The following is a 26,760-nucleotide window of genomic DNA, read 5'->3' on the forward strand; positions in this document are numbered from 1 at the left end:
TCAGGGACGATGAGTGAAGCGGCGAAAGTTGGGATTGCCGAGGCGATTGAACGGGTTGTGGAAGCGTCCGCGCGTCCGCAGCTGCAGCTGGTCCGGAAGGTCGAGGTCGATCGCTCGCGCGACGCGCTGCTGACCGATTTCGGCAAGACCACGCTGGAGGACCGCTACCTGCTGGCGGGCGAGTCATACCAGGACATGTTCGCCCGGGTCGCGACGGCTTACGCCGACGACGCCGACCATGCGCAGCGGGTCTACGACTATATCTCCAAGCTCTGGTTCATGCCGTCGACGCCGGTGCTGTCGAACGGCGGGGCGGGCCGCGGCCTGCCGATCTCATGCTTCCTGAACGCGGTGCCCGACAGCCTGGAAGGCATCCAGAGCGTCTGGAACGAGAATGTCCACCTGGCCTCCAACGGCGGAGGCATCGGCACCTACTGGGGCGGCGTCCGCTCGATCGGCGAGAAGGTGAAGGGCGCGGGCCAGACCAGCGGCATCATCCCCTTCATCCGCGTGATGGACTCGCTGACGCTGGCCATCAGCCAGGGCTCGCTGCGCCGGGGTTCCGCGGCGGTCTACCTCGACATCCATCACCCGGAGATTGAGGAGTTCCTGGAGATCCGGAAGCCCTCGGGCGATTTCAACCGCAAAAGCCTGAATCTGCACCATGGCATATCGATTAGCGATGAATTCATGGAGGCGGTGCGGGCGGGCGAGATGTTCGGGCTGCGGTCGCCGAAGACCAAGGAGGTCGTCCGCGAGGTCGACGCGCGGTCGCTGTGGCAGAAGATCCTCGAGATCCGGCTGCAGACCGGCGAGCCCTACCTGATCTTCGCCGACACGGTGAACCGGGCCATGCCGCAGCATCAGCGCGAGCTCGGCCTGTCGGTGCGCCAGTCGAACCTGTGCTCGGAGATCATGCTGCACACCGGCAAGGATCATCTGGGCGCCGAGCGCACCGCGGTCTGCTGCCTGTCGAGCGTCAACGCCGAGACCTTCCTGGAGTGGCGCGACCATCCGACGTTCATCGAGGACGTCATGCGCTTCCTCGACAATGTGCTGCAGGACTTCATCGACCGCGCGCCGCCGGAAATGGCCAATGCGGTCTATGCGGCCAAGCGCGAGCGCTCGGTGGGCCTGGGCCTGATGGGCTTCCACACCTTCCTGCAGGCGCAGAACGTGCCCTTCGAGAGCGCGCTGGCCAAGAGCTGGAACATGCGGCTCTTCAAGACCCTGCGCCGCCAGTGCGACGCGGCCTCGCGCACCCTCGCCGCCGAGCGCGGCCCGTGCCCCGACGCCGAGGAGCGCGGGATGATGGAGCGGTTTTCCCACAAGCTGGCGATCGCCCCGACCGCCTCGATCTCGATCATCTGTGGCGGCACCTCGGCCGGCATCGAGCCGATCCCGGCCAACATCTACAGCCACAAGACGCTCTCCGGCACCTTCGCGGTGAAAAGTCCCTATCTGGAGCGGCTTCTGGAGACGACCGGCCACAACACGCCGGCCGTCTGGGACTCGATCCTGGAGAACGAAGGCTCGGTCCAGCATCTCGATTTCTTGTCCCAGGACGACAAGGATGTGTACAAGACGGCATTCGAGATCGACCAGCGCTGGGTGATCGAGTTGGCGGCCGACCGCACGCCAGATGTCTGCCAATCACAATCGGTAAATCTCTTCCTGCCGGGGAATATCGACAAGTGGGATCTGCATATGTTGCATTGGCAGGCGTGGGAGCGTGGCTGCAAGTCTCTTTATTACTTGCGGTCAAAGTCGGTTCAGCGGGCGTCGCACGCGGGGGGCGAGGCGCTGGTCGCGGTCGACATGTCGGGCGTCGCCAAGACCGACTATGAGGAATGCCTGGCCTGCCAATAGGCCTTGACTTGGATCGCTAAGGTAAAGACCCGCCAATTGTCACACGCCTAAGAGGCGAGTCATGTTTAACGGCCTCCGGCACGACTATTGCAGGTCGAAGAATTGACTCGCGGAAGGCTAGGGACACCCCTAGGCTGTCTTCGGGGAACCGCAGAGCCGCTCGGGACTTTCGCTAGATAGCGATGGCCCGCAGGCGACAAGAGCTGCGGCTGGGGAGACGAGACGATGCGGCCGCTGGCTATTCTGGCCACCGTCCTGACCTTCGCCGCGGCGGGTTCCGCCGGGGCCCAGACGGTTTCGAGTGGCCGCCTTTCCACCCAAATCCACACGCCGGACAACCAGGCCGACGCGCTCGGCGTGCTGGCGCTGCTCAACGACGCGGCCTTCGCGCCGAGGACCGCCTCCAGCGACGTCGATCCGATCAGCCGCCTGCTCGACCGCGAGGCCTATGAGCCGGGCGCGGGCCTGGTGCGCTGGATGACCGGAACCACCCAGATTTCGCCGGCCTCCAGCGGGGGCCCGGTGGACTCCCTGCGCGTCAGCGTCGGCGGCGCCCTTCGCACCCTGGGCGGCCTGCCCCCCAGCCTCGCGCGATCGCAATATGACGCCGACGCCTATGAAGTCGCCCTGACCCGCGACTGGCCGTCGGCGCTGGCCTTCGACGCCCGGACCTTTGGCCTCCGCCTCACCCCGCACGCCGGGCTCGGCGTCACCAACCTCGGCGGCTCGGCGGAAGCCGGGGCGACCCTTCGGCTGGAGCAGCGCGACAGCGCCACGGCCGACCGGCTGAAGGCGCTGGGGCTGCGCGACGGCTCGACCTTCGGCGACCGCGGCCGCTGGTACCTGTTCGCCGCGGCGAGCGGCCGGGCGGTCGGGCTCAACATGCTGCATGGCGAGACCGGCTGGGACCGCGCCGGCTGGACCACCGACCAGACCTCGGCCCTGATCGGCGACGCCCAGGTCGGCGTCGGCTTCCGCAAAGGCCCGATGCAGACCTCGCTCGGCTACATCCACCGCGAGGTGAAGGGCGCCCACATGATCTGGGGCCAGGACACCCGCGAGGACTCGATGGTGGCCTTCTCGCTCTCGGTGAAGCCCGGCTCGCGCTGAGGCGCGGGCGCTAGCCCTCCCACGCTTCCGAAAACGGAAACCGCTCGGCCCAGAAGGCGGCCAGGCGCGGCTCGGCGTCGACGTGGCGGGCGACCTCGCCCAAGCGCGGGGCGGCGGCGTAGAAGCCCCTGCGCCGCGGGCCCCAGCGCGACACCACCGCCAGGTAGAGATCGAGCACCGAGAGCTCGTCGCCCAACATGAACCGCCCGGCCGGCGGCGCCTGCAGCTCCATCATCGTCCAGCAGGCGCTGATCCGCGCGGCGGTGCGCTCGCGCAGCACGGCCTCATGGGCCTTGTCGGCAGCCAGCCGGGTGATGTCGTCGCGGATCCAGTAGAGGGCGTAGATCTGGGCCGCGATATAGGTCATCCAGCGCAGGAACCGGGGCCTGAGCGGCGAATCCCAGGCCGGCGATAGGCCCGAGCCCGGATGGCTGTCGGCCAGCTGGATGAGGATCGCCGCGCTCTCGGTCATCAGTTCGCCGGAGGGGAGAACGAGCGCCGGCACCTGGCGCAGCGGATTGACCTTCTCCATTTCGTCGGCCGCGGCTGCGTCCGCCCACACCGTGCGCTCGATCACCCGATAGGGCTCGCCGAGCAGGGTCAGCGTCGCCTCGACCGGCGTCGAGCCGGAGCCCGCCGCGCCATAGACCAGATAGTCGTCACTCATGCTCGTCCCCAGGCTTGTTCACAACATCTTGGGTGGGTGCGCCAACTTGGCGCTAGATATGGTTGGAAATCGGTGGCTAACTTCGATCTCAGCCCTCGCCAGCCTACGGGAAATCCGCCGCCGTGACCGCCTCAAACATCCGCACCCTTCCCGGCCTGCTCACCCCGTCGGCGGCCTACAAGCCGTTCCGTTATCCCTGGGCCTACGAATATTGGAAGAAGCAGCAGCAGGTCCACTGGATGCCCGAGGAGGTGCCGCTGGGCGAGGACTGCAAGGACTGGGCGACCAAGCTCAACGACCGCGAGCGCAACCTGCTGACCCAGATCTTCCGGTTCTTCACCCAGTCGGACGTCGAGGTGAACGACAACTACATGGAGCGCTACGCCCGGGTCTTCAAACCGACCGAAGTGAAGATGATGCTGGCCGCCTTCTCCAACATGGAGACGATCCATATCGCGGCCTATGCCCTGCTGCTCGAGACGATCGGCATGCCGGATTCGGAGTTCACGGCCTTCCTCGACTACCAGGCCATGCGCGACAAGCACGACTACATGCAGCAGTTCGGCGTCGAATCGAATGCCGACATCGCCAGAACGCTGGCCATGTTCGGCGGATTCACCGAGGGTCTTCAGCTATTCGCCAGTTTCGCGATGCTGATGAACTTCCCGCGCCACAACAAGATGAAGGGCATGGGCCAGATCGTCTCCTGGTCGGTGCGCGACGAGAGCCTGCACTGCGAGGGGATGATCAAGGTCTTCCACGCCTTCAAGGCCGAGACCGGCTGCGTGACCAAGGCGGTGGCCGACGACATCGTCGACTGCTGCAAGACGGTGGTCGGCCTGGAGGACAAGTTCATCGACCTGGCCTTCGAGGCCGGCGAGGTCCAGGGCATGACGCCCGACGACATCAAGCGCTACATCCGCTTCATCGCCGACTGGCGCCTGCGCCAGCTCGCGCTGCCGGAAGTCTACGGCGTGAAGGAAAATCCGCTGCCCTGGCTGCAGTCGATGCTGAGCGGTGTCGAGCACGCCAACTTCTTCGAGGCGCGGTCGACGGAGTATTCCAAGGCCGCGACCCGCGGGCAGTGGCACGGCAACGAGGGCGTCTGGAGCGAGTTCGACCGGATGCAGGCGAAGCGGACGGCCGCGGAGGTTGGGGCGGGGGAGTAGGGCCGCGTAAAGTCAGCGGCGGGCGTCAAAGCGCTTAGATGGAGCGTCACCCAGGGAGCCCGCCTCGATAACGCCGCGGCGGACAAAACCCACCCCGGCGCCGTTAGAATAGACGCGTCCGTCGCCCCGCCACGCGATCTGAGAGGGCCATCGGCTGTCCCGACTTAAGATCGTTCAAGGTCTGCCTCGTCCAGGCCGCTTCTGACTCAGAGACGACATTCAATGCGTCTGCTTCCGGGCCAAACCCCGATGCCGGCTTTCGAACCATTGCGGAGGTTGGGAACCCCTGCCTATGGGCAACACTGATCCCCTGGCGGATTTATCCAGAGCATCCAAGTTACCTAGGTATATCTACTTAGGCGCGGTGTTAATCGAATTTACTCAAGTTTATCTCATGATGCGAGCAGAATCTTTGAACATCTACCACGATGCGTGGACCCATGATATTGGCGACTATATTTCAGACGAGCGCAACGGATCGCTTGGACACTATTCGAGAACGCTTTTCCATACGTCATTATTCTCTTTCTATAAAGACCATCGCGCTCTGCGTCACCGCAACCGTGGGCGCGCTTGCACTGAGCTTTGCCCTGTTCCAATGGCAGGATTGGTCGGCGGACAGGGCCGATCTGGCGCGCGACCAACTGGGCGACGCGCGCAGCCTCGCCGCGGTGGCGGCCCTCGCCGTCGAACACGGCGATAGCCTCGCCGCCGCCCGGGCGCACGCCATCTTCGAGAATGACGATCAGGCCATGGCCGCCAGCTATGTGTCCCTGAACGGGCAGCGCCTGGATTTCGTGCGCGCGGGCCAGCGCGAATTCCGTCTCGAGCCCAGAGGTGACGCGCGATCGGCCTTCAACTCCCGCGGCTTTGAGATCAATCAGCCCGTTATCCTCGGCGGCCATAGGGTTGGCGAGTTGGTGATGATCGCCAGCGAGGCCGACATCGAGCGATCGCTTGGCCGCAACATCCTGTCTGCCCTCGGATTGGCGCTGTTCAGCGCCACCCTGGCGGGGCTCGCAGCACGCGTGATCGTGCGTGGCATGCTGGGCCCCTTGAGCGACCTCAGCGAGGCTATCGACCGGATCGGCCGCACCAAGGACTTCTCTCTGCGCGTACATCCGCGATCCAATGACGAACTGGGCCGCCTGACGCGCGGATTCAACACCTTGCTCGGCGAACTCGAGGCCTACGACGCCGAACTTCGGCGGACGATGGGCGACCTGACGGCCGCCCGGGACGCGGCACAGGAAGCCAATCTCGTGAAGTCGCAGTTCCTCGCCAACATGAGCCATGAGATCCGTACACCGCTGAACGGCGTGCTGGGCATGGCGCAGGTCTTGGCGGCCTCGGAGTTGAGCCCAACCCAGGCCGAGCAACTCGACGTCATCCAGAAGTCCGGGGCGACGTTGCTCTCCGTGCTGAACGATCTCCTGGACATCTCCAAGATCGAGGCCGGCCGCATGGATCTGGAGGCCGCACCCTTCGACATCGTCGAGGTCGCGCAAGGCGCCTACGCGACCTTCACCTCGATCGCAAATGCCAGCGGCGTTTCGTTCTCGATGACCATCGACGAGGAGGCCGCCGGCCTTTGGCGGGGGGATTCCGTCCGCGTGCGTCAGGTCCTCTACAACCTGATCTCCAATGCCCTGAAGTTCACCAGCGAAGGCGAAGTGCGCGTCAATATCGAAAGCACCCCTTCGGCGGCGGGGAGGGACCTCAGCATCTGCATCCGAGACACCGGGATCGGCATAACAGAGGAAGCCCTGGCGACACTCTTCGACAAGTTCGTCCAGGCCGACAACACCATGACCCGGCGCTTCGGTGGCACTGGCCTGGGCTTGACCATCTGCAAGCAGATCGTGGAGCTGATGGGCGGTACGATCGCCGTCGAGAGCCGGCTGGGTGCGGGAACGACTTTCCGGGTTCGGCTGCCGCTGCCGTGGTTGGGGCCGGTCTTTTCCCTGCCCGCGCCGCCGACCGCCGACCAGACGCCGGAGACGAGCCTGGAGGGCTTGCGGGTCTTGGCGGCGGAAGACAACGCCACCAACCAGCTCGTGCTGAAAACCGTGCTGCATTCCCTGGGCGTGCAGCCGGTTGTCGTCGAAAACGGCAAGCTGGCGGTCGAGGCCTGGGCGCAGGAGCCGTTCGACCTGATCCTGATGGATGTCCAGATGCCGGAGATGGATGGCGTGGCGGCCACCCAGGAGATTCGGCGGCGCGAGGCGCAGATCGGCCCTGTGCGCATCCCCATCGTCGCCCTCTCGGCCAACGTCATGAAGCACCAGGTGGCCGAATATCTGGCGGCAGGCATGGACGCGCACCTGGCCAAGCCCATGAATGTCGCCTCGCTCTACGGCACGCTCCTCGCGATCCGCACCGGTCGCGAACTTGGCCAAGCCGAGGCGGCCTGAACGATGGACCGCCGCCTCATCCTTGCCGCCGCAATGGCCTGTGGCGCGATCACCGCGGCGCCCGCCCACGCGGAGGCGCCGCCCTATGTGACCACCGACATCGATATCGCCGACAAGCTGGAACTCTCGACTTTCGTCAGGATTGCTGGGCATGACAGCGCCCACTTCAGCACCCTCGGCTTCGACCTCGCCGTGCCGCTCGCGCCGGCTTGGGAGCTGACTCTGGTGCCGCGGTTCGCCGAGGCGCGCCATGGCGATCGGCGCGCGTCCGGGTTCGGAGACACCGAGGTCGCATTGAAATACCTCGCGCTTGCGGAAACCAATGACCGGCCGGCCGTAGCGTTCGAGCCCAACGTCACCTTTCCCACGGGCGAAGGGCGGATCGCGGTCGAGCTTCCGCTTCTGGTCAGCAAGGGTTACGGCCCATGGCGAGTATCGGGGCAACTGGGCTTTGAGCGGGTCGGCTTCAAGACACCGGAAGACCATGCGCCGGTGAGCCTCCTGATCGAGAGAGCCATGACCGAGCATCTCACCCTGGGTGTTGAATGGGCCAACGACCTGCCGATGCGCCGCCCCTCCCACGGCGAGACCGAGATCAACTTTGGCGCCGCATGGACCTTCCACGATGGCCTCAAGCTGCAATCCGCGTTCGGGCGGCGACTGGCCACTCAGGACACGCCTGCGGACGTCCACAGCACGGTCGCGCTGGCGGTCGAGTTCTAAGGGTCAAGATCCGACGACGCTCGCCGCCGTTGTCGAGGTTCGGGGGCGCGCGTCCTTCGCGATGTCGAATCCGTCGGGGCCGGGGCCAAGGTTGATATCGCTCACGAGAGCGAACAGCGGATCAGGGGCGTCTGTCTCGGCGAGGGCTTCCGAAGCCGAATGCAGTTCCGTCACTCTGTAGCCGTAGTCGCGCAGCGCCTCGCAAGTCGCGGAGGCAATTATCTGGTCGTCATCGATAAAAAGGACGCGTTGGTGACGCACTTGTTTTCCCTCCCGGGGGATTTCGCAACGCATACGTCTCGACTTGTTTCCATGGTGTCTCGAAGTTTTATTTAATTCCGTGTCATGGTTACGTATAATTACTTATATGATCGACGATTTTACCAAAGGTTGAACGCGGTCCACTTGCCGAGATCGGGAAGCCTGCCAACTGTGCGCGTCGCAGGACCGCGACAAAACAACCATAAGTCCTGGGGGCCATAGACGACACGTGGAGAGTGTGACCGGAGTCCAAGGCTGGTGGGGGCCAGGAGCGCCGATGAACCGTCAGCACACGTCCGCAGACGCACCATTTCCCTGTGCGGCATCCTGGCCATGACTTGGTCGAGGCAACCCTTCGAGCGGGAGGCGCGTGCGGCCCGGATCGCACTCAACGGCGCTCACGACGTTCCTGCGCTCTCGGGAACCCTCGCAAAGATCGACGTCAGTTCCGCTGGCGACAAAGCGTCACCTGCCGAGCTAGATCAGCCACTGTCCTTGGCCATGCGCTACGTCCGTCTGGCTGCGCGCCTCAATGAACGCGGGCTAGCCAGTCGCCTGCGCATTACCGCTGCGCTTCTGGCTGCGGCTGTCCAGCTCGTTCGCATGGGGTCGATCCTGCGGCGTCTCCGTGGCCCGGCGCGAGCATCAGGAACGCCGGTTTTGGACGGCCCTGGGTCGATCCGGAATCCCCCGCACGACGGGATGTTCGCTAACCTGACACCCCGCGAGCGCGAAGTGCTGCGTCGGATGGTCGGCGGTGAGCCGAACAAGATCATGGCCCGAGGGCTCGGCATCAGTCCTCGCACGGTGGAAATCTACCGCGCTCACGTTATGGAGAAAACCGGCGCCACCAGCCTACCGGCCCTCGTGGCTCGCTTCACTCTAGAAGACATCAATCGAACCACTTAGACGAGTTGAGGGGATGCACGCCACCCCATGCTGACTCTCGTATGCCCGTGGAGTCCGCGGAGAGACGTGCGCCGGGCGCACGTCCATTCGCCTCAATCGCCAGCCCTCGGATTTCGCTGAGAGTACTCTCACGCATCTCTTCAGAGTGGAGTGAAGCTTCGAGCCTGGGACGTCGTCAAACTGAGCGTAAGCGACGTCGCGCCGAGCGGGTCCTGCGAGAGCGGTCGACGGTTACCCAGCAGAAGGCCGGAAGACCAGCAATGGGTCGAAAGCTGCAATCACGCGCCCGCCCCGAAACGGACATGAGGGGCCCGACGCGAATGTCGGGATTCCGCGCCGGTCGAGATGACCGCTCCTGGCGCACTTCGGAAGCGGGATAGCCGAATCATCGTTCACTAAATGTTCTCATCCCGCCCGATCCGTGCTATCGTCCGCGCATGCCCTTCGCCACGCCCTATCCCCAGCCCGCCGTGAAGGCGGCGATCCTGGCGCGGGTGGCGGCGGGGGAGACGGTGAAGGACATCTGCCGGGGGGACCCGGCGCTGCCCACCCCTGAGAGCATCTCGATCTGGTCGCGGCAGGACCCGGCGTTCCGGGAGGCCATGGCGGCGGCGCGGCGGCGGGTGGACTGGATGCGGCGGTTCGCGTTCGACGAGGCGGTGGCCGCGGCGTTCCTGGCCCGCGTGGCGGCCGGGGAACGGGTGAAGGCCGTGGTGGGCCAGCCCGGCATGCCGGGGCAGGCGACCTATCGCTACTGGCGGCGGACCCAGGTGGGATTCCAGGAGGGACTGTGGCGGCTGCGCGGGTTCCGCTATGCGCGGCTCGCCGAGCAGCACCGTGCGCGGCCGCGCTGGGGCGCGTTCGATCCCGCCGTGGCCGACCGCATCCTGGTGCGCGTGGCGCGCGGCGAGGGTTGGGCGCGGATCCTGGAGACCGACCGGTCGCTGCCCCACCGGCAGGCGGCCATGCTCTGGCGGGCCGCGGAGCCGGAATGGGACCGGGCGTTGAAGATCGCCTTTCGGTTCGGGCGGCGGACGGCGGCGGCGGCCCGGTCGCGGGCGCGGGCGGCCGAGCTGACGGAGGCGATCACCTCGAAGATCGTGACCGGCGCGTCGTTGTGCGGCCTGGGGCGGGAGCCGGAGATGCCTTGTGCGGCGACGCTGCTTCGGTGGTTCCACCGGTGGCCGGACTTCGCGCGCGAGATCGACGAGGCCTGCGAGTTCCGCGACTGGTGGTTCGACGATCAGATTCTGGCGATCGGCGAACGCCACGGCCCGCTGGGCCTGGCCGCGGCCAGGCGCGAGGCCGCGCCGCTGGAACGGCGGATGAACGGCCTGGCCAAGCGGCCGGGGTGGAAGCGGCGGCGGGACGCGGCGCCGATGTGGGGCGACCACTCCTAGCGACCGCCGGGAAGGTCCGGCGCAACCGCACGGCGGCCGGCCCGGCCCGGCCCGGCCCGCCGATCGCCCGCGCCGCGATGGCGGCGTCGGGCCCGCCGCGGCTCTCCCTCAGACCGGCCGGGCCGTGAGCCGCGCATCGCGCGCAAGGAGAACACCATGACGACCATCAACGAGGGCGGCTGCCTGTGCGGCGACATCCGCTACCTCACGATCGCCGATCCGCTGACGGTCACGGTCTGCCACTGCCGGTTCTGCCAGAGGTTCACGGGCTCGGCGTTCCTGGTCGAACCGATCTTCCGGGTGGAGGACGTGGTCCTGACGGGGGCCGCGCCGAAGGTCTTCGAACGGCGATCCGACGGCAGCGGCAAGCGGGTCGGGCTGAACTTCTGCGCCCGGTGCGGCGTGACGGTCTTCCTGCGGTTCGAGCGGTTTCCGACGGTGCTGGGCCTCTGCGGCGGCACGTTCGACAATCCCGACTGGTTCGACCGCGGGCCCGGGACATGCCGCCATATCTTCACGCGCCTGGTCCAGAGGGGCGTGGCCCTGCCGCCGGACGTGGAGCTCTACCTGGACCACGTGACCGAGCCCGACGGAACGCGCAACGCACCGCGGGTGCTCAGCGAGGCCTCACTGGTTTGGGGCTAGCGGTGACGGCGGCTCGTGCGGCGAGTTTACGCCGCCCGCGCCTATGCTGTACCCAACCGGTGAGACGCCTGCAGGGGACCCCGCCGATGACCCGACGCCCGGACACCGCCCTGACGTTCGATGACGTCGTCCTGGGCCGCCGCAGCATCCGCGGCTATCGGCCCGAGCCGGTGCCCAAGGCGGTGATCAAGGACGTGATCGAGATGGCGATGCGCGCGCCGTCGTCGCTGAACACCCAGCCGTGGAATTTCTACGTGGTGGCCGGCGCGCCGCTCGACCGCATCCGGGCCGGCAATACTGAGCGCAACCTGGCGGGCGTGCCGTCGTCGCGGGAATTCCGCAGCCATGGCGAATACGCCGGCCCGCATCGGGAACGGCAGATCGGGGTCGCCAAGCAGCTGTTCGCCGCCATGGGTATCGAGCGGCACGATCAGGAAAAGCGCCAGGACTGGGTGCTGCGCGGCTTTCGCCAGTTCGACGCGCCGGTCTCGATCGTGGTGACCTATGACCGCTCGATCCACGGCGGCGACATCGCGCCGTTCGACTGCGGCGCGGTGGCAAATGCGCTGGTCAATGCGGCCTGGTCGCGGGGCCTGGGCTGCGTGATCAACAGCCAGGGGATCATGCAGTCGCCGGTGGTCCGGGAGCATGCGGGAATCCCCGAGGACCAGGTGATCATGATCTGCATCGCCATGGGCTATCCGGACGACAGTTTCCCGGCGAACGCGGTGGTGTCACAGCGTAAGTCCGTCGATGATGCGGCGGTGTTCGTGGGCTTCGACGAGTAGCCAATCCAGCCACCGCGCAGAGGAGCGCCTGACCATGATGAAGCTCTATTCCGGCGATCTCAGCCCCTATTCGGCGCGCGTGCGCATGCAGATCTACGCCAAGGGGATCGGCGACATCGCGCTGGAGCGGCCGGCGGATTTCGGGACGCCGCAGTTCCGCGAGCGGCTGCCGATCGGCCGCATCCCGGTGCTGGATATCGACGGCGACCTGATGGCGGAATCCGAGGTCATCTCGGAGTATCTGGAAGAGATCTATCCCGAGCCCTCGATGCTGGGCGCGACGCCGCGCGAGACGGCGCATATCCGCACCCTGGCGCGGATCGGCGACGTCTACCTCATGAACAACATGTTCATGCTGTCCCCCCAGAGCCGCGCCAAGACCCGCAACGAGGGGATCGTCGAGCTGCTGGGCGGCCAGGTGGCGCGCAACATCAAGGCGCTGGACAGGATGATCGGCCGCGACGGCTTCGCCTGCTCAGGCCGCCTCACCCTGGCCGATTGCGCGCTGACGCCCGGGCTCTTCCTGGTGGAGAACGTGCTGCCGTCGACCGGCCTCGACAATCCAATCCCGGCGCACCCGAACGTCGCCGCCTATTGGGCCGCGATCCAGACCAACGAACACGCGGCAAAGACGCTGGCGGAGCTGCACCGCGGCCTGGAGGAGCGCCGCGAGATGATCCGCAGCGGGGCGTTCGACAAGCGCATGGCCGAGATGGCCGCCGCCCACGCGGCGGCGCAGGGCTGAGGGTCCGCGCCTATCGGCCCTTGGTCTTGGACGTATTCAGGGCCACCGCGGCCTTGATCAAGGCCTTGAAGGCCGCCGCGTCGAGATCTTTCCCCTCGGGGATGTCGATGGCGCGGCGGGTGTTTCCCTCGAGGCTGGCGTTGAACAGGCCCGACGGGTCCGGCAGCGCGGCGCCCCTGGCGAAGGTCAGCTTGACGGCGGCCTTGTAGGTCTCGCCGGTGCAGATGATGCCGGCGTGGGACCACACCGGAACGCCGCGCCACTTCACCTCCTCGACCACCTCGGGGTCAGCCTGTCTGATCAGCGCGCGGACCTGGGCGAGCGTCTTGCCCCGCCAGTCGTCCAGCGCCGCGATTTTCGCGTCGATCAGCTGGGAGGGGCTCTCGGTCATGAGGGTCTGCGGCTCCTTCGGCGGGTCTTCCATCTTGCGGCGGGGCGGGGAGGCCCACCAAGCTGTTTCTGCCCGGCGCGGCGGACCCGTGATATCCAGGGTTCGGGAGACATCGGGGGAGAGCATGGAGGCCGGCAGACCAACTCCAGGCTTCGGCCGGCCCGTTTTCGCCCTGGGCGTGATCGCGTTGGCCGCGGTCGGCCTGGCTTTGGGGGACTTCCTCCCGGGGCAGGCGGTGCCCAAGGCCTTTCCCGACCGCACGGCGCTCGCCTACGCCGCGGCCGCCTTCATGCTCGTCACGGGCGCGGCGGTGGCGTGGCGGCGGACCGCGGCCTGGGGCGCGGCGGCGCTCGCCGCCTACTACGGGCTCGTCGTGGTCCTCCTGATGGACGGCCGCGTGGTGCTGCGCCACTACGCCGAGTTCCTCGCCTACAGCAACGCCGCCGAGCAGCTGGCGATCGCGGCGGCCGCGCTGATCGTCTACGCCGCCACCGCCCGGATCGATGCGGTCCTCGCCGCGCGCCTCACCCGAGCGGGCCAGGCCGCGTTCGGGGTCTGCGCGGTGCTCTTCGGCGGCGCGCACTTCGCCTACATGAACCTCACCGCCCCGCTGGTCCCCGCGTGGCTGCCGCCCGGCCAGCTGTTCTGGGGCTATGCGACCGGGGTCGCCCACATCGCCGCGGGCCTTGCGATCCTGACGGGCGTGCGGGCCCGGCTCGCGGCGATCCTGCTGACCGTCATGTACGCGGCCTTCACCCCGCTGGTTCACCTGCCGATGCTGCTGGCCGATCCGTCCAACCACGGCGTCTGGAGCGAGAACGCCGTCAACCTCGTCCTGGTCGGGGCCGCCTGGGTGGTGGCGGACTCGCTGGCGCGGCCGAAGAGCTAGGGCACGGGAATCCCGCGCTTGCGTTTTGCGCCGAGCTCCGGGAATTCTCGGCGTCGCGGGCAGGATCCAAGCACATGCGCAAGGCCGTCACGACCAAAGCCCTCTACGCCGGCTCGTTCGATCCTGTGACCCGCGGACACCTGGACATCATCGGCAAGGCGCTCCTGACTTTCGACATCGTCCACGTCGCCGTCGGCACCAACGTCAAGAAGGCGCGGGCGTTCGGGGTCGAGGAAAGCCAGCAGCTGATCGTCCGATCCATCACGGAGCGTTGGCCGGATGAGGCGACGGCCTCGACGGACGGCCTGTTCGGCGGGGCTCTTGAGGTCGGCGAGTTCACCAACCAGAGCCTGGTCGCCTATTCCCACCGGATCGGGGCGACGCACATCGTGCGCGGCCTGCGCGAGGCGAGCGACTTCAACGAAGAGTTCAACCTGCATGGCGTCGCCGGCCGCATCGACCCGTCGATCCTGATGGTCCACTTCATCTGCGAGGCGCCGTTCCTGCACGTCTCCTCAAGCACCGCCAAGGAGCTCGACGCCATGGGCGAGGGGATCGGCTGGCTGGTCATGCCCTGCGTCGAGCAAGCCTTCGCCGCCCGCCGCGGCTAGCCTTCGGGCGAGTTGCGGGCGAGCTGGCCGAGGACGTTTTCAGGATGGCGATAGGCCTTGATCTCGATGAGGTTTCCGCTCGGGTCGCTCAGCATCAACTTGCCCTGCTCGGTCGGGGCGCCGGCATAGGAGACGCGCGGCGCTTCGACGAGATTGGCGGCCTCGCCAAACCGCTGCGCCAGGGCTTCCCAATCCGCCCAGGGGATGGTCGCGCCGAAATGCCGTGTCCGGGGCATCGGCTTCGAGACATTGTCCGGGTCGTTCTGGAGGGTGACCTGCGCGCCGAACAACAGGGCGTCGGAAAATCCAGCCTCATGCCGTCCGATCTCCGCGCCCAGTTCGTCCCGGTAGAAGACGACCGCCTCGGCCAGGTCGCGGACCGGAAACGAGATATGGAAGATCGGACGCATGATTTCGCCTCGAGCTCGATAACTCAGCCGGCCGCCAACAGCGCCGCCAGCGCGTCGTAGCTCGCCGCCGCGCCCGGTTCCAGGCCGGACTGCGCCATGCCGTCCCGGTACTGGTTGTCGGGGAAGGTCATGGTCCGCGTGAGCGTGGTGCGGCCCCAGTCCTCGGTCAGTTCGAAAACCACCTCGATCGGCGCGTAGGCGTCGAAGCCCTGGGTCATGGCCAGGCGCGTTGGCGGCTCGACCGTGCGGTATTCGCCGAAGAACCGGTGGACCGACCCGTCGGGCGCGGCCTGCCGCACGCTCCACTTGCCGCCCGGGCGGACATCGAACGTCTCGACCTCGCAGCCGCCGGCGTTCCACCATTTCGCGAAGGCCTGCGGGTCGGTGAGCGCGCGCCAGACCTGTTCGGGCGGGGCGTCGAAGGCGCGGGTGAGCACGATGCGCCGGTCGGCGATCTGCAGGTCTAGCTTGCCGCCGCCGCCGACCAGGTCGCCCAGGCGTTCGAAGCTCTGCCCCCAGCCGGTCTTCATGCCGCCGAGCGCGCCCAGCACGAGCTCGCCCGCGGCGGTCTCGACCAGGGTGTGGAGCGTCAGGCGAGTGGAGGCGCCGAGGTCCTCGAGGGTCACGGTGTTGCGGTTGACGATGCCCCAGCCGCCGCCGGGCGCTTCGAAGGCCTTGGTCAGGAAGACGATCCGTTTCGGCGGCGCGATCTCCAGGAACTCGCCGCCCATGACGTGGTCGAAGCCCGGTCCGAACATGCGCAGCGAGATCTCGCCGCCCGGCCGCGCGTCGAGCTTCAGGATCTCGTTCTGGCAGCCCAAGGGTCCCCACCAGCGGGCGAAGCGGCCGGGATCGACAAAGCAGTCGAACACCAGCGCTGCGGGGGCCTTGAACGTGCGGGTCAGGGTCACTTCGTGGCCCGCGCCCAGGGTCGTCGCCGCATCGGCCATCTCAGACCTCCTTCTTTTGCAGTTCAGCCAGATAGTCGTCGAGGCGGTCGAAGCTCTGTTCCCAGAGCAGCCGATAGTCGTCGAGCCACTGGGCGACGGCCTTCAGCCGCGCCGGCTCCAGCCGGGCCGGGCGCCACTGGGCGTGCTGGCTGCGGCTGATCAGGCCGGCGCGTTCGAGCACCTTCAGATGTTTGGTCACCGCGGGCCCCGACATGGCGAAGGGCTTCGAAAGCTCCGTCACCGAGGTCTCGCCCTGCGACAGCCGCGCCAGGATCGCCCGCCGCGTGGGATCGGCGAGGGCGGCGAAGGCGGCGGAAAGAGGATCGGGCGTCTGCGGCGTCATTAGATAACCAGATGGTTAGATAACTATCTGGTAAGATAGAGAGCGATGGTTGTCAACGCGGTTCCGTATTGCGTCATTTAGCGTCTATGCTAAATGACGTTGGGACATGGCGAGCACAGACCAGCAGGCCGAGGCGGGGGGAACCTATGAGGCGGTGTTCATGGCGCTCGCCCATCCGGCGCGGCGCAGGATCCTGATCAGCCTGAACTTCGCAGGCGGGGCGATGAGCGCCGGGCAGATCGCGCGGCTGTTCGGCCATGCCTGGCCGACCACCACCCGCCACCTGCAGGTCTTGATGGCGGCCGGGATCGTCACCCAGGACCGCCAGGGCCGCACCCGCCTCTATCGGCTGAACCCGGCCAGGCTGGCGCTGGCGCGCGATTGGCTGGGCTGGTTCGGGCGCGATCCGGTGACCGGCGAGGATGTCCAGCACAAACCAGGGGACGAGGACCATGCGGCTGTTCAGGCTCAACATCGAGGTCAGGGATCTCGATGAGGCGACGGCGTTCTATTCGACCCTGCTCGGCCAGGAGGGCCGGTTGCAGGCCGGACGGCGCTGCTATTTCACCACCGGTGAGGTGACGCTGCAGGTGGTGCAGACGGCCGCGCCGCAGCTTCTGCCGAAGGCGCTCTATTTCGTGGTCGACGACCTGGCGTCCGTGCATGGCCGGGCGCGCGAGCTGGGCTGCCTCTCCGGCGACATGGTGCATGGGGCGCCCGCCGCCGAGCCGGCGGTGCGGCCTTGGGGCGAGAAGTCATTCTATGCCGACGACCCCTCGGGGAATCCGCTATGCTTCGTCGAGGCGGGCACGATCTACGCCGGCTGATCGCCTGCGATCATCACCGGGCGGAAATCCGCCGGCGGGGTATCAATGATATTCGGCGGCTAGGGCCCAAGGTCCGGCGCGCGCCGGTTCAAACCATGAGGGGGAGTCCCAGATGAAGCTTCGTATCCTGGCCGCGCTCGGCGCGGGCGCGGTGGTGCTGGCCATGCCGGCGGCGGTGTCGGCCCACTTCATCCTGATGCGGCCGGCGTCCTGGCTGCAGGAGAACGCGCTCGGCGATCCCCAGAAGCTCGGCCCCTGCGGCGGCACGACCGCCAATGCCGGCACCCCGACCGCGGCCGTGACGCCGGTGACCGGCGGGGCGCTGCTGCACATCCACGTCAAGGAGACCGTCTACCATCCCGGACACTTCCGGGTGGCGCTGTCCGTGCTCGACCGCGCGGAGCTGCCGGTCGATCCGGAAGACGTGACCAAGGACGGGCCGCGTGGCCCGGTCTCGGTCTCCGCGAAGATCGATCCAAACCCCAAGGCGCCGGTGCTCGTCGACGGCCTCTGGGAACATCACCAGCGCCAGCCGGGACAGGAATTCGAGACCGACGTGAAGATCCCGAATATCAACTGCGATCACTGCTCGCTGCAGGTGATCCAGTTCATGGAAGAGCACGGGATCAACCCCGACGGCCGCTTCACCTACCATCACTGCGCCGACCTGAAAGTCACCGCCGATCCGAAGCTGCCGATCGACACCGCCTGGCCCGGCCAGAAGGCGTCGAAGGGCAAGAAGGCCAAGACCAAGAGCTGACGCGGCGCGGGTAGGGCCGCCTCGCGGACTCGGTTGGGTTTCACAAATAGCCCTGTCATCCCGGCCGAAAGCCCGCCTTTGCGGGCTGTAGAGCGGGATGACGGAGCTTGATGCAGGTGAAAGCTCAGACCTGCTCGGCCGCCGGAATGTCGATTGCCGCTACTCCGCCAGCGCGCGGGTGACGAAGGTCTCGACGCCGGGCTGGCTGAGGTCGATCAGTTCGGCGGGGCCGACCCGGCGTTCGCCGCCGTCGGCGTCCCGCAGCCAGACGCCGTGAGCGGCGTCCGCCTTCGCCAGGTTGAGCACGGTCGCGCCGGTCAGGAACCGGCCGCCCCAGTGGAACTCGTGGCCGTCGATGAGGAAGCGGAAGATCCGGTCGCTCCGGAAGCCGAGCAGCTTTTCGACGCCCTCGCGCAGGTCGAGGGCCTCCTCCAGGCGGATCTCTTCCAGGAGTCCGTCCGCCAGCACCGCGAAAAGCACGTGCTGCTCGACAGGCGCCAGTCCCGCCAGCTCAAGCAGCGAGCGGCCGGTATGCAGGGCGTCGTCGCAGATGATCGCCCGGAAGCGGAACAGGCCATCGCCGATCTGAACGCGGTAGGGCCCGGCTTCGCGGGGGCGCCGGTCCTCCCGGACACAGGCTTCGAGGTCTTCCGCGTCGCCGGTCGCCGTGTCGGTCATTCCATCCGCCCCTGACAATGAACCCCGGACCCAAGACCGCCCCATCACCGGTGAGGGCGCTCGTCAGTCTCCGCTGCTCGGTTAGGCGGGAACGATTCCCGAAGCCATTGAACCTTTTATGACACCGCAGCGCCGTCGAGGCCGACGCTCAGATGGGTTCGGCGCGGTCGTAGGCGAAAAAGCCCTGCGTGACCTGCGAGAAGCGCCACGGGCCGCCGGCTTCGTCCCGGTCGAGGATCCAGACGACGTCGAAGCGCTCGTCGGGCCAGGCGTCAGGCGAACCGACCTGCACCCCGGCGAGCAGCTTGGCCAGCACGGGAATATGGCTGTGGTGCCAGGAGATCAGCACCGGCGACGCGGCCGCCAGCGCCGCAGCCGCCACGGCCGCCTCTTCGCCATCCGCGTGGCTCTTGTCGATCTGTACACCGAGCAAGGCCGCCAGCGGCTCGACCGTATGCTGCGCGCGCAGGCTGGGGCTTTGCAGGGTCGCGGCCGAGGCGAAGATCGAGCGGGGCGTCGAGATCGGCGAACCGGGCGGCATGCCGCCCACCGGCGCGAAGAAGCGCACCAGCGCGCCGGCCCGGAGCCAGCCGCGCACCGTCAGCTCGTGCTTGGTATGGTAGCCCTCAAGATTGACGCCGCGCTCGTGCGTGCCGTTGTGCTTCTCGGCATGACGAATGATCATGATCCTGGGCATACGCTGAGATCGCCTTCCCCTGACGGCGCGCGAACGCTCCGTATACCGTTGATGGCCGATCTGACGCGCCCGCGCCACCCCCGGCCGCGCCGAGGGCGCAGGGCTTCAGCGTTGACACGGGGTCCGCCACGGTATGCGATCAGCCACGCTTGGGGGGAAGCAGATGGTCAGGGCGCTCTGGTTAGGCCTCGTGGGGCTGGTGTGGATGCTGGCCTCGCCGGCCGCGGCGAAGCCGGACCTGTTCTCCGACGAAGCGCCGCTGGAGATGACGATCACCGCGCCGTTCCCGACCCTGGTGCACGCCGCCAAGACCAGCACCAATCCGTTCCCCGCGAGCCTGTCAGTGAGCGATGGCGCCGGCCCGGCCAAGACCTTCGCGGTCGAGCTCCGCGCCCGGGGCCTGACCCGTCGCACCGGCGGCTATTGCCAGTTCCCGCCGCTCTCGCTGACCTTCGACAAGGCCGCGGTGAAGGGCACGCTGTTCCACGGGCAGCACAAGCTGAAGCTGGTCACCTACTGCAACACCCCGGCCGACCAGGAGCAGCGCATCGTCCTGGAGTACCTGGTCTACCGGCTCTACAATCTGGTGACGCCGATGAGCTATCGGGTGCGCGCCGCGCAGGTCAGCTACCGCACGGGCGACAAGGACGCGGGCCTCAAGCGGTTCGGCTACCTGATCGAGGACATCGACGACGTCGCCGAGCGCAATCACCGCGATCGGATCAAGACCACGTCCCACCAGCTCACCGCGGCCCAGTTCGATCCGCGGGCGGCGGGCCGTGCGGCGATGCTGGAATATATGATCGGCAATCTCGACTGGGATTTCCTGGCCGGGCCGGCGGGCGACGAGTGCTGCCACAACAGCCGCTTCCTCGCCGCCAAGGGCGCGACGCCCGCGACCGCGGCGGGGGTCACGCCGGTGCCCTACGACTTCGACTACTCGGGCTTCGTCGACGCGCCCTACGCCCTGCCGCCGGAGAAGCTGAAGGTCGCCAGCGTGCGCGAGCGGCTCTATCGCGGCTATTGCGTCAGCACCGGCGAGATCCCCGCCGTGATCGCCGACTTCCGTAGCCACCGCGCCGAGATGACGGCGCTGATCAACGGCTATCCCAGCCTGAACCCGAAGTTCCGCGCCAAGACGACGGCCTATCTGGACAGCTTCTTCGCGGTGCTCGACGACCCGGCCCGGGTCGACGCCTCGATCGTCAAGCGCTGCCGCTAGTTGACAGCGCACTGCGGGTCGGCGCCGGCCGCCTTGTCGAGCGCGGCGATCTCCGAGAGATAGGCCGCGTGCGCCGGGCCGGAAACGCCCAGGGCCAGGCGATGGCCGCGGTGGACGGCGGTCAGGACATCGCCCTCCTTGACCAGGAAGGCGTGCGGGTCGGGGCAGCCGCCCTTGACCGCGATGTCGGTGAGGATCACCGCGCCCTCGAAGCGGGCGTTGACCATCGAAAAGCGCTTGGTGTGGCCGAGCACGATGCGGCGCACGCCGTAGCGCGCCAGCACGGCGGCGACATTGCCGCTCTCGGCGGCCTCGTCGTTCTGGGCCATGCCGCGATACCAGAGCGGGCCCTGCTCGTTCCACAGGATGTCGTGCGGGCCGCCGGCCGCTTCGGGCTGATGCCGCAGGGCCGCAAGCACGGCCCTGTCCAGCGTCTCCATGTCGAAGGCGGTGAACTCCGGCCCGAGGCCCGCGTGCAGATAGAGGGTGTCGTCGATGCGGATGACGGCGCTGTGGGTCAGCACCCAGCGGCCGTAGGCCCCGTCCGCCGACCAGGCCGCCATGTGCTCCACCCAGCCCAGCGGATGGTCCGCGTCGAAGGCCGCGCGATAGGCGTCGTCGAAAACCGGCAGGCCGGCGGCCGGCGGATGGGCCTTCAGGGCGGCCACGACCCGGTCGTAGTAGGCGTCGCGGCGCCGCGCGGAGTCGCGGTCGGTGAAGGCGGCGAACTCTCCGGGCGTCGTGTAGCGCAGGTCGCCTTCCATGTTCATGGCTTCGTGGTTGCCGATCAGGGCGTGGACATAGCCGCCGGCGCGCCGCGCCTGAGGTTCGAGCTTGATCAGGAGGTCGAGGATCTTGCGGGTGTCGGGCGCGCGGTCGGGCACGTCGCCGAGCTGCACCAGGTGGGCCGCCCCGCCGCTCCAGTTGTCGTGGGCGTCGATCAAGGCCGCCTGGGCGAGCTGGTCATGGAACTTGCCGTAGTCGCCGTGCAGGTCGCCGATCACCACCACGCGCGCCACATGCTCCCAGGTCGCTTGCACCTGGGTCTGGGCCGGGGTCTGGGCCTGGGCTGGGGCGGCGGCGGCGATCGTCAGGGACGCGAGCAGGCCGGCCAGGAGTTTCATCATGGGGCTGAGCATATCGCGGGATCGGCGCGCGCGCACCGCCGCCAGCTTGCTAATGCCCCGCCCCTCGCTACCGTGCGTGAGGGGATGGGGGACTGAATGAAGACGCTGGGACTGTTTCTGTCGTTGCTGCTGCTGGCGCCGGGCGTGGCCTTCGCCCAGACGCAGGGGCTGTTCGACGCGCCGAGCGGCCCCTTGTCCGCGGTCGGCTGGGCCGGTTTCCGCGACATGCATTTCATGGCCGAGTCGATCGGCGCCCTGCTGCTCGCCATCGCGCTGGCCGCGGTGATCGCCTTCCACCCGACGACGCCGCGCACCGTCGACCAGCTGCATGAAGCCGACATGCCGAAGGTCTACATTATGTACGCCTTCGTAGGCGCGGTGATCGGGGTCACGGTCCGCGAGTTCGGCATGGTCATCGGCGTGGTGGTGTTCGGCATCGGCGGCCTGATCCGCTTCCGCACCACCACCGATTCCGCCCGTGACACCGGCCGGCTGATCATCGTGACCCTGACGGGTCTGATCGCCGGCCTCGGCCTGCCGCACTTGGCGGTGATCACCACCGCCTTCGCCTTCCTGCTGATCTTCCTCTTTGACTCCAACCCCGCCTGCCGGGTGAAGATCGATCAGCTGCCGCCGGATCGCCTCGTTGAGAGCGCCCACGCCTACCGCAGCGTGCTGCACGGCCACGGCTGCAAGATCATCACCGAGCACAAGACCGCCCTCAAAGGACGGATCGAATTCGTCTTCCGCCTGCCGCGCCGCGGCACGCGCGATGTCCTGCACGCCGCGCTGTGCGAGGTCCCTCTTGAGACGCGCGGCGATATCGACTGGGAGATCGAGTAGCCGCGGCGTCCGGCGGCGCATCAGCCCGGGCTGAAGCCCGTCGAGCACAGCGCCATGGCGACCAGCGCGAAGCCGCTGCTCACCAGGAACAGCGCCACGGCCCAGGGCGAGGGATGGGCTTTGATGGGGCCTGTCGGGTGCGTCATGGCCGTCCCTCCTCCGTACGCTGGATCCGCCGGCAGATTTGGCGCAGCGCCTTGAACGGCGGATGAACCGTCCTGTCAGGGTGATTGCGCGGGTCTTTACCAAGCCCCCGCGGCGGAGGTTCGAGGCGGTGAGAGAGGAAAATGCGCGGGATGGATTCGAACCATCGAAGTCCGGCTGTGCCGGGACCGAACAGCGGCTGCCGCGCCTCATAAGCTTACCGATTTGGGGGGTCGCTGCAAGGCGTGGTCCCGCCGGTGGGGCCTGCCGTCCCAGCGCAGGGGATATCTGGGACTCCAGCGGGTGGCGCGCCAGCGCTCGCCGGTCGGACCCGTCCACTGGCTTACGCGCTCGCGCAGCGCCTTGGCCGCGATCAGCGCCTTCCGCGACTGGGGATCGGCCGGCGCGGCGGCGATCACCGCCAGGTTCAGATCCCGGGACGGCGAGGCTGCCTGGACCTCCCCGGTCCCGTCGAGGCCCGCCGCCGTGTCGGTCGCCAGCGCCACGAGCTCGGTCAGGGCCGCGGGAAGGCTCTCGCGGATGGCGATCCCGGCGGCGAGGTCGAGGGTCCGCAGGCCGGCGCGCATGAGCAGGGGCGTCGCCAGGAACCGCCGGGCGCCGGCGGAGAGCACGGCCACGGCCTCGCCGCTGCGGCCATCGAACCACAGGTCAAGGGCCGCGGCTTCGCAGTCGGCCGGCGACATCGCGAGCCCCCGAGCGCTTGCCGCCGGGGCCCCGGTCCCGGTCGCCGCGGGAAGCAGGGTGAGCTGCGCCAGGGGCGCGGGAGTCAGGCGGCGCACCCCGAACCCGCCGGACACCAGCAGGATGCGCCGGATGCGGGAGAGGTAGTGGATGCGCTTCGATTTCGCGTGCCGATAGAACCCCGGCGCCAAGCCGGTGTGGACCTTCACGAAGCGGCGGACATGAGTCCGATAGCGCGGGAAATAGGCGCCCCAGCGCCGCCCGGACCAAACCATCGTCTGGCCGATGACCAAGATGCCCGCCGCGCCTGCGAGACTGGCCGCGATGAGGCCGCGGCGCCCGCTGTCGACCGCCGCCGCCGGCGCGGCGCGCCGGCCGAGGCCAGGACGGCAGAGCCAGGCCAGGGCGCCCAGGTCGAGGCCGCAGAGCAGTTGGGTGAGGGCGAGGATACCGACCGCGAGGTTGCGCTCGAGCGCGCCGTGCGCGCTGGCCACCAGGAACGTGTCCAGCCGGGTCCCGATCCAGGCTATGCGCAGGGCCGCGAGCGCCACGGCCGCCGCCATGATCCGCAGCCACAGGGTCTGCATGGCGCGCGAGCCGTCCCAGCCGAGCAGGCGGGAGACGTCGTCCAGGTCGCCGCCGGCCCGTTCGGCGACCGGGGCCGGCGCGAGCCAGAACGGCATGTCGTAGAGCTGAGCCTCGATCTCGGTGGTCGCATCGGCCGCGCGGCGCTCCAGCGCCTTGTTGGCCAGGATCCAGAACTTCGCCCGCTGCCGGACGAGCTGCACGAGGAGCGCGGCGAGGATCGAGAACCAGGCGAATGGCGCGAGGCGCAGGGCGATCGGGACCTTCAGCCCGCTCCACACCTCGAACTCGACCCTCTGGTCGATGCGGTGCTCGATGGCCAGGGACTCCTTGGAGAGTTCCTCGCGCTTGCCGATCTGGCCGCGGTAGGCGTCCCCGAAGGCCGCGAGCCGTCGGGTCTGCTCCGGCCGCGAGCCGGAGATCTTCGTCTTGGCGTGGGCCGCCAGGTCCTCCTTCACGGCCTTCAGCCTGGTGAGCCGCTTGGAGTCGTGGTCGAGGCGGTTGCGCTGGATGAAGTAGTACCGGATGCAGGGCGCGACGCCGCCTGGGCTCTCCGACTTGACGGCGGGGTCGGCGGGCATGCAGCCCCAGGCGGTGAATCCGTCCCGGCCGTGACGCTCGGCCGATGGTGCCGCGACCCCTGGGCGGGGACCCGGACCGGCGCCTCCGCCGCCGCCACGGCGGCCACAGCCGTATCCGCCGGCCGCGGGGCCGCGTGCGCCGCGGGGATCGGCTTTTCCGCAGCGGCGCTGAAGATCTGCTCGACCTTTACGCCCATCAAGATGAGCGCGCCGGCCAGCACCGCCAGCTGCAGGTTGGTGCGCCGGGCAAGGTCGCCCGCGTCCTTCAGGAGCTCGTCGGCGCTTCGTGGCATGAGCGGCCCCCCGCTACCCTGGCGGCTTTATAGACCGATGTTCTGCGACTTCCCAGCCTCAGGTTGTCGAGCCGCGATGTCAGCCACTCCAGGTTTAAGGACGGCGCGCGGCTTGACGGCGGGCCTGCGACAGCCGCCACTTCGGTAAAACGAGTCAGCCTCCGCGATCGACGGTGGCGGCCTGGGGCGGGGAAGCGCGGATGAGCTTGAGCGGCGTCGACTGGGGGATCCTGGCCCTCTACCTGGTGTTCGTGCTGGGTATCGGGATCGCGGCGTCCCGGCGCGCCAAGAGCGGCGCCGACTTCTTCCTGGCGGGGCGCGCGATCCCGGCCTGGGTCTGCGGCCTGGCCTTCATCTCGGCGAACCTCGGGGCGCAGGAGGTGATCGGCATGGGCGCCTCGGGCGCCAAGTACGGCATCGCCACGGCCCATTTCTATTGGATCGGCGCGATCCCGGCGATGGTGTTCATCGGCGTCTTCATGATGCCGTTCTACTACGGCTCCAAGGCGCGCTCCGGGCCCGAGTACCTGCGGCTTCGCTTCGACGAGAAGACCCGGGCGCTGAACGCCGTCAGCTTCGCGGTGATGACCATCATCTCCTCGGGCGTCTCGATGTACGCCCTCGCCAAGCTGATCCAGACCCTGCACGTCTTCGACGCGCCGTTCGCCCAGCTCGGCCTGCCGCAGGCCTGGATTTTCCACGGGGCCATCCTGACCTCGGCGCTGGTGGTGCTGGTCTATATCTACGCGGGCGGCCTCAGGGGCGCGATCTACAACGAGGTCCTGCAGTTCTTCCTGATCGTCGCGGGCTTCGCGCCCCTGGTGTGGCTGGGGCTGAAGCAGGTGGGCGGCTGGCAGGGGCTGCAGGCGAGCCTCGGGCCGAGCTACACCCACGCTTGGGCGGGGATGGCGCACGCCACCACCAACCGGCTGGGGGTCGACTGGTTCGGCCTCTCCATGGGCTTGGGCTTCGTGCTGTCGTTTGGCTACTGGTGCACCGACTTCCTTGTGGTCCAGCGGGCCATGGCGGCCAATTCCATGTCGGCGGCCAGGCGCACGCCGCTGATCGCCGCCGGCGTGAAGATGTTCGTGCCCTTCCTGGTCATCCTGCCCGGCCTGATCGCCATCGCGCTGACCTCGGCGCCGGATAAGGCGAGCGCCGGCCTGCACGCGCCCGCCGTGGCCGGGGCGATCCAGCAGCACGCGCCAGGGGTGATCCCGGTGAAGATCGATTCGGCGACCGGCAAGCCGATGCTGGACGCCCGCGGGCGGCCGCAGCTCGACTATGACCTGGCGACCCCCAACCTGCTCCTGCGCTACTTCCCGACCGGCATGCTGGGGGTCGGCCTGACCGCGCTGCTCGCCAGCTTCATGTCGGGGATGGCCGGCAACGTGACCGCGTTCAACACGGTCTTCACCTACGACATCTACCAGGCCTACATCCGGCCGGGCGCGGAGGATCGGCACTATCTGCAGGTCGGGCGGCTGACCACCTTCTTCGGCATCGCGGCCTCGGTGGGTGCGGCCTATATGGCCAGTCAATTCAACAACATCATGGACCTGATGCAGCTCGTGCTGGCGTTCGTGAACGCGCCGGTGTTCGCGACCTTCCTGCTCGGCATGTTCTGGAAGCGGACCACCGGCCACGGGGCGTTCGTGGGCCTGGCGACCGGCATCACGGTGGCGGCGCTGCACCACGGCCTGACCCTGCCGCTCGACAACCTGCCGGGCATCAAGGGCGGCTGGATCGCGGTCACCCACACCTATCCGAGCGAGATGGCGCAGAACTTCTGGACCGCGATCTGGGCCTGGAGCGCCGGCTTCTCGGTGACCGTCGCCGTCAGCCTGATGACCCGGCCGAAGCCCGAGGCGGAGCTGGCGGGCCTGGTCTATTCCCTGACGCCGAAGGTCGTGGTCGAGCAGGGGGCCTGGTACATGCGCCCGGTGGTGCTGGGGGTGATCATGATGGTCGCCGTCGTCATCCTCAACATCATCTTCCGCTAGGGGA

At 68.0% G+C, this 26,760-nt stretch carries 29 protein-coding genes; 18 read left to right on the forward strand and 11 right to left on the reverse strand.

Going from position 1 to position 26,760, the window contains the following annotated elements:
* Positions 1–9 precede the first annotated feature (9 nt).
* Complete coding sequence (locus ACESMY_RS03395) at positions 10–1,869, forward strand: ribonucleoside-diphosphate reductase subunit alpha (protein WP_372782160.1); 1,860 nt, start codon at positions 10–12, stop codon at positions 1,867–1,869.
* A 225-nt stretch (positions 1,870–2,094) separates the two neighbouring features.
* Complete coding sequence (locus tag ACESMY_RS03400; RefSeq protein ID WP_372782162.1) at positions 2,095–2,979, forward strand: lipid A-modifier LpxR family protein; 885 nt, start codon at positions 2,095–2,097, stop codon at positions 2,977–2,979.
* A gap of 10 nt (positions 2,980–2,989) precedes the next feature.
* Here the strand turns inward: ACESMY_RS03400 and ACESMY_RS03405 are convergent, their stop codons facing one another.
* On the reverse strand, positions 2,990–3,646 hold the full coding sequence (locus tag ACESMY_RS03405; protein ID WP_372782164.1) for a glutathione S-transferase family protein: 657 nt from the start codon (positions 3,644–3,646) through the stop codon (positions 2,990–2,992).
* Positions 3,647–3,768: 122 nt separating this feature from the next.
* On the opposite strand from ACESMY_RS03405, the gene ACESMY_RS03410 reads away from it, so the two are divergent.
* The 3 genes from ACESMY_RS03410 (at position 3,769) to ACESMY_RS03420 (ending at position 7,952) form a co-directional block, all read left to right on the forward strand.
* Complete coding sequence (locus tag ACESMY_RS03410; RefSeq protein WP_372782166.1) at positions 3,769–4,815, forward strand: ribonucleotide-diphosphate reductase subunit beta; 1,047 nt, start codon at positions 3,769–3,771, stop codon at positions 4,813–4,815.
* A 440-nt stretch (positions 4,816–5,255) separates the two neighbouring features.
* On the forward strand, positions 5,256–7,229 hold the full coding sequence (locus ACESMY_RS03415; RefSeq protein ID WP_372782168.1) for an ATP-binding protein: 1,974 nt from the start codon (positions 5,256–5,258) through the stop codon (positions 7,227–7,229).
* 3 nt (positions 7,230–7,232) lie between these two features.
* On the forward strand, positions 7,233–7,952 hold the full coding sequence (locus ACESMY_RS03420; RefSeq protein ID WP_372782170.1) for a transporter: 720 nt from the start codon (positions 7,233–7,235) through the stop codon (positions 7,950–7,952).
* 3 nt (positions 7,953–7,955) lie between these two features.
* On the opposite strand, the gene ACESMY_RS03425 is transcribed toward ACESMY_RS03420, so the two are convergent.
* Positions 7,956–8,213 carry a hypothetical protein gene (locus ACESMY_RS03425; protein WP_372782172.1) on the reverse strand — a complete coding sequence of 86 codons (258 nt, stop codon included), beginning with the start codon at positions 8,211–8,213 and terminating at the stop codon, positions 7,956–7,958.
* 702 nt (positions 8,214–8,915) lie between these two features.
* On the opposite strand from ACESMY_RS03425, the gene ACESMY_RS03430 reads away from it, so the two are divergent.
* The 5 genes from ACESMY_RS03430 (at position 8,916) to ACESMY_RS03450 (ending at position 12,700) form a co-directional block, all read left to right on the forward strand.
* Complete coding sequence (locus ACESMY_RS03430) at positions 8,916–9,122, forward strand: response regulator transcription factor (RefSeq protein WP_372782306.1); 207 nt, start codon at positions 8,916–8,918, stop codon at positions 9,120–9,122.
* 437 nt (positions 9,123–9,559) lie between these two features.
* On the forward strand, positions 9,560–10,522 hold the full coding sequence (locus ACESMY_RS03435; protein WP_372782174.1) for a hypothetical protein: 963 nt from the start codon (positions 9,560–9,562) through the stop codon (positions 10,520–10,522).
* A 156-nt stretch (positions 10,523–10,678) separates the two neighbouring features.
* On the forward strand, positions 10,679–11,167 hold the full coding sequence (locus ACESMY_RS03440) for a GFA family protein (RefSeq protein ID WP_372782176.1): 489 nt from the start codon (positions 10,679–10,681) through the stop codon (positions 11,165–11,167).
* 86 nt (positions 11,168–11,253) lie between these two features.
* Positions 11,254–11,955 carry a nitroreductase gene (locus ACESMY_RS03445; protein WP_372782178.1) on the forward strand — a complete coding sequence of 234 codons (702 nt, stop codon included), beginning with the start codon at positions 11,254–11,256 and terminating at the stop codon, positions 11,953–11,955.
* A 34-nt stretch (positions 11,956–11,989) separates the two neighbouring features.
* A complete protein-coding gene (locus ACESMY_RS03450; RefSeq protein ID WP_372782180.1) occupies positions 11,990–12,700 on the forward strand; it encodes a glutathione S-transferase family protein in 711 nt (236 codons plus the stop codon).
* Between the two features lie 10 nt (positions 12,701–12,710).
* Here the strand turns inward: ACESMY_RS03450 and ACESMY_RS03455 are convergent, their stop codons facing one another.
* Positions 12,711–13,091 carry a DUF1801 domain-containing protein gene (locus ACESMY_RS03455; protein WP_372782182.1) on the reverse strand — a complete coding sequence of 127 codons (381 nt, stop codon included), beginning with the start codon at positions 13,089–13,091 and terminating at the stop codon, positions 12,711–12,713.
* A 124-nt stretch (positions 13,092–13,215) separates the two neighbouring features.
* On the opposite strand from ACESMY_RS03455, the gene ACESMY_RS03460 reads away from it, so the two are divergent.
* Together ACESMY_RS03460 and coaD are read left to right on the forward strand one after the other, a co-directional pair.
* The gene (locus tag ACESMY_RS03460) at positions 13,216–13,980 is read left to right on the forward strand and encodes a hypothetical protein (protein ID WP_372782184.1); all 765 of its coding nucleotides are present in this window, start codon (positions 13,216–13,218) and stop codon (positions 13,978–13,980) included.
* A gap of 74 nt (positions 13,981–14,054) precedes the next feature.
* Complete coding sequence (gene coaD / locus ACESMY_RS03465) at positions 14,055–14,591, forward strand: pantetheine-phosphate adenylyltransferase (RefSeq protein ID WP_372782186.1); 537 nt, start codon at positions 14,055–14,057, stop codon at positions 14,589–14,591.
* Here coaD and ACESMY_RS03470 read toward each other — a convergent pair.
* From ACESMY_RS03470 to ACESMY_RS03480, 3 genes are read right to left on the reverse strand one after another with little or no spacing between them, the layout of a single operon-like run.
* Positions 14,588–15,001 (reverse strand): VOC family protein, encoded by a 414-nt coding sequence (locus ACESMY_RS03470; protein WP_372782188.1) that lies wholly within the window; start codon positions 14,999–15,001, stop codon positions 14,588–14,590. The two genes, coaD and ACESMY_RS03470, sit on opposite strands and share 4 nt — an antisense overlap.
* Before the next feature lie 23 nt (positions 15,002–15,024).
* A complete protein-coding gene (locus ACESMY_RS03475; RefSeq protein ID WP_372782190.1) occupies positions 15,025–15,951 on the reverse strand; it encodes an SRPBCC domain-containing protein in 927 nt (308 codons plus the stop codon).
* 1 nt (position 15,952) lies between these two features.
* The gene (locus tag ACESMY_RS03480) at positions 15,953–16,294 is read right to left on the reverse strand and encodes an ArsR/SmtB family transcription factor (protein ID WP_372782192.1); all 342 of its coding nucleotides are present in this window, start codon (positions 16,292–16,294) and stop codon (positions 15,953–15,955) included.
* A gap of 106 nt (positions 16,295–16,400) precedes the next feature.
* Between ACESMY_RS03480 and ACESMY_RS03485 the strand changes: the two genes are divergently transcribed.
* The 3 genes from ACESMY_RS03485 (at position 16,401) to ACESMY_RS03495 (ending at position 17,881) form a co-directional block, all read left to right on the forward strand.
* A complete protein-coding gene (locus ACESMY_RS03485; protein WP_372782194.1) occupies positions 16,401–16,790 on the forward strand; it encodes an ArsR/SmtB family transcription factor in 390 nt (129 codons plus the stop codon).
* Positions 16,747–17,121, forward strand: coding sequence for a VOC family protein (locus tag ACESMY_RS03490; RefSeq protein WP_372782196.1), 375 nt, complete (start codon positions 16,747–16,749; stop codon positions 17,119–17,121). Before ACESMY_RS03485 ends, ACESMY_RS03490 begins: the two co-directional genes overlap by 44 nt.
* A gap of 112 nt (positions 17,122–17,233) precedes the next feature.
* On the forward strand, positions 17,234–17,881 hold the full coding sequence (locus tag ACESMY_RS03495; RefSeq protein ID WP_372782198.1) for an SCE4755 family polysaccharide monooxygenase-like protein: 648 nt from the start codon (positions 17,234–17,236) through the stop codon (positions 17,879–17,881).
* 159 nt (positions 17,882–18,040) lie between these two features.
* Here the strand turns inward: ACESMY_RS03495 and ACESMY_RS03500 are convergent, their stop codons facing one another.
* Positions 18,041–18,559: a multiubiquitin domain-containing protein gene (locus tag ACESMY_RS03500; RefSeq protein WP_372782200.1), complete on the reverse strand. Its 519-nt coding sequence runs from the start codon at positions 18,557–18,559 to the stop codon at positions 18,041–18,043.
* A 148-nt stretch (positions 18,560–18,707) separates the two neighbouring features.
* A complete protein-coding gene (locus tag ACESMY_RS03505) occupies positions 18,708–19,256 on the reverse strand; it encodes a hypothetical protein (RefSeq protein ID WP_372782202.1) in 549 nt (182 codons plus the stop codon).
* A 163-nt stretch (positions 19,257–19,419) separates the two neighbouring features.
* Here ACESMY_RS03505 and ACESMY_RS03510 point away from each other — a divergent pair, with 163 nt between their 5' ends.
* Positions 19,420–20,478, forward strand: coding sequence for a hypothetical protein (locus ACESMY_RS03510; RefSeq protein ID WP_372782204.1), 1,059 nt, complete (start codon positions 19,420–19,422; stop codon positions 20,476–20,478).
* Here the strand turns inward: ACESMY_RS03510 and ACESMY_RS03515 are convergent.
* Positions 20,475–21,605, reverse strand: a complete 1,131-nt coding sequence (locus ACESMY_RS03515; protein WP_372782206.1) for a metallophosphoesterase — start codon at positions 21,603–21,605, stop codon at positions 20,475–20,477. The genes ACESMY_RS03510 and ACESMY_RS03515 overlap by 4 nt on opposite strands.
* A 96-nt stretch (positions 21,606–21,701) precedes the next feature.
* Between ACESMY_RS03515 and ACESMY_RS03520 the strand changes: the two genes are divergently transcribed.
* Positions 21,702–22,448: a hypothetical protein gene (locus tag ACESMY_RS03520; protein WP_372782208.1), complete on the forward strand. Its 747-nt coding sequence runs from the start codon at positions 21,702–21,704 to the stop codon at positions 22,446–22,448.
* 20 nt (positions 22,449–22,468) lie between these two features.
* On the opposite strand, the gene ACESMY_RS03525 is transcribed toward ACESMY_RS03520, so the two are convergent.
* Entirely contained in the window at positions 22,469–22,594 is a 126-nt protein-coding gene (locus ACESMY_RS03525) for a hypothetical protein (protein WP_372782210.1), read from the reverse strand.
* 207 nt (positions 22,595–22,801) lie between these two features.
* A complete protein-coding gene (locus tag ACESMY_RS03530; protein WP_372782212.1) occupies positions 22,802–24,460 on the reverse strand; it encodes a hypothetical protein in 1,659 nt (552 codons plus the stop codon).
* Positions 24,461–24,953: 493 nt separating this feature from the next.
* Between ACESMY_RS03530 and ACESMY_RS03535 the strand changes: the two genes are divergently transcribed.
* Entirely contained in the window at positions 24,954–26,756 is a 1,803-nt protein-coding gene (locus ACESMY_RS03535) for a sodium:solute symporter family protein (protein ID WP_372782214.1), read from the forward strand.
* The last annotated feature ends 4 nt before the right edge of the window (positions 26,757–26,760 follow it).

The organism is Phenylobacterium sp., from assembly GCF_041691455.1.
GTDB lineage: Bacteria > Pseudomonadota > Alphaproteobacteria > Caulobacterales > Caulobacteraceae > Phenylobacterium.

Bases quoted from the DNA above. Each gene is read 5' to 3' on its own strand.
- ACESMY_RS03395 (WP_372782160.1), top strand. From the start codon at position 10: ATGAGTGAAGCGGCGAAAGTTGGGATTGCCGAGGCGATTGAACGGGTT.
- ACESMY_RS03400 (WP_372782162.1), top strand. From the start codon at position 2,095: ATGCGGCCGCTGGCTATTCTGGCCACCGTCCTGACCTTCGCCGCGGCG.
- ACESMY_RS03405 (WP_372782164.1), bottom strand. From the start codon at position 3,646: ATGAGTGACGACTATCTGGTCTATGGCGCGGCGGGCTCCGGCTCGACG.
- ACESMY_RS03415 (WP_372782168.1), top strand. From the start codon at position 5,256: ATGATATTGGCGACTATATTTCAGACGAGCGCAACGGATCGCTTGGAC.
- ACESMY_RS03420 (WP_372782170.1), top strand. From the start codon at position 7,233: ATGGACCGCCGCCTCATCCTTGCCGCCGCAATGGCCTGTGGCGCGATC.
- ACESMY_RS03430 (WP_372782306.1), top strand. From the start codon at position 8,916: ATGTTCGCTAACCTGACACCCCGCGAGCGCGAAGTGCTGCGTCGGATG.
- ACESMY_RS03435 (WP_372782174.1), top strand. From the start codon at position 9,560: ATGCCCTTCGCCACGCCCTATCCCCAGCCCGCCGTGAAGGCGGCGATC.
- ACESMY_RS03440 (WP_372782176.1), top strand. From the start codon at position 10,679: ATGACGACCATCAACGAGGGCGGCTGCCTGTGCGGCGACATCCGCTAC.
- ACESMY_RS03445 (WP_372782178.1), top strand. From the start codon at position 11,254: ATGACCCGACGCCCGGACACCGCCCTGACGTTCGATGACGTCGTCCTG.
- ACESMY_RS03450 (WP_372782180.1), top strand. From the start codon at position 11,990: ATGATGAAGCTCTATTCCGGCGATCTCAGCCCCTATTCGGCGCGCGTG.
- ACESMY_RS03455 (WP_372782182.1), bottom strand. From the start codon at position 13,091: ATGACCGAGAGCCCCTCCCAGCTGATCGACGCGAAAATCGCGGCGCTG.
- ACESMY_RS03460 (WP_372782184.1), top strand. From the start codon at position 13,216: ATGGAGGCCGGCAGACCAACTCCAGGCTTCGGCCGGCCCGTTTTCGCC.
- coaD (WP_372782186.1), top strand. From the start codon at position 14,055: ATGCGCAAGGCCGTCACGACCAAAGCCCTCTACGCCGGCTCGTTCGAT.
- ACESMY_RS03470 (WP_372782188.1), bottom strand. From the start codon at position 15,001: ATGCGTCCGATCTTCCATATCTCGTTTCCGGTCCGCGACCTGGCCGAG.
- ACESMY_RS03475 (WP_372782190.1), bottom strand. From the start codon at position 15,951: ATGGCCGATGCGGCGACGACCCTGGGCGCGGGCCACGAAGTGACCCTG.
- ACESMY_RS03480 (WP_372782192.1), bottom strand. From the start codon at position 16,294: ATGACGCCGCAGACGCCCGATCCTCTTTCCGCCGCCTTCGCCGCCCTC.
- ACESMY_RS03485 (WP_372782194.1), top strand. From the start codon at position 16,401: ATGGCGAGCACAGACCAGCAGGCCGAGGCGGGGGGAACCTATGAGGCG.
- ACESMY_RS03490 (WP_372782196.1), top strand. From the start codon at position 16,747: ATGCGGCTGTTCAGGCTCAACATCGAGGTCAGGGATCTCGATGAGGCG.
- ACESMY_RS03495 (WP_372782198.1), top strand. From the start codon at position 17,234: ATGAAGCTTCGTATCCTGGCCGCGCTCGGCGCGGGCGCGGTGGTGCTG.
- ACESMY_RS03500 (WP_372782200.1), bottom strand. From the start codon at position 18,559: ATGACCGACACGGCGACCGGCGACGCGGAAGACCTCGAAGCCTGTGTC.
- ACESMY_RS03505 (WP_372782202.1), bottom strand. From the start codon at position 19,256: ATGCCCAGGATCATGATCATTCGTCATGCCGAGAAGCACAACGGCACG.
- ACESMY_RS03510 (WP_372782204.1), top strand. From the start codon at position 19,420: ATGGTCAGGGCGCTCTGGTTAGGCCTCGTGGGGCTGGTGTGGATGCTG.
- ACESMY_RS03515 (WP_372782206.1), bottom strand. From the start codon at position 21,605: ATGATGAAACTCCTGGCCGGCCTGCTCGCGTCCCTGACGATCGCCGCC.
- ACESMY_RS03520 (WP_372782208.1), top strand. From the start codon at position 21,702: ATGAAGACGCTGGGACTGTTTCTGTCGTTGCTGCTGCTGGCGCCGGGC.
- ACESMY_RS03525 (WP_372782210.1), bottom strand. From the start codon at position 22,594: ATGACGCACCCGACAGGCCCCATCAAAGCCCATCCCTCGCCCTGGGCC.
- ACESMY_RS03530 (WP_372782212.1), bottom strand. From the start codon at position 24,460: ATGCCCGCCGACCCCGCCGTCAAGTCGGAGAGCCCAGGCGGCGTCGCG.
- ACESMY_RS03535 (WP_372782214.1), top strand. From the start codon at position 24,954: ATGAGCTTGAGCGGCGTCGACTGGGGGATCCTGGCCCTCTACCTGGTG.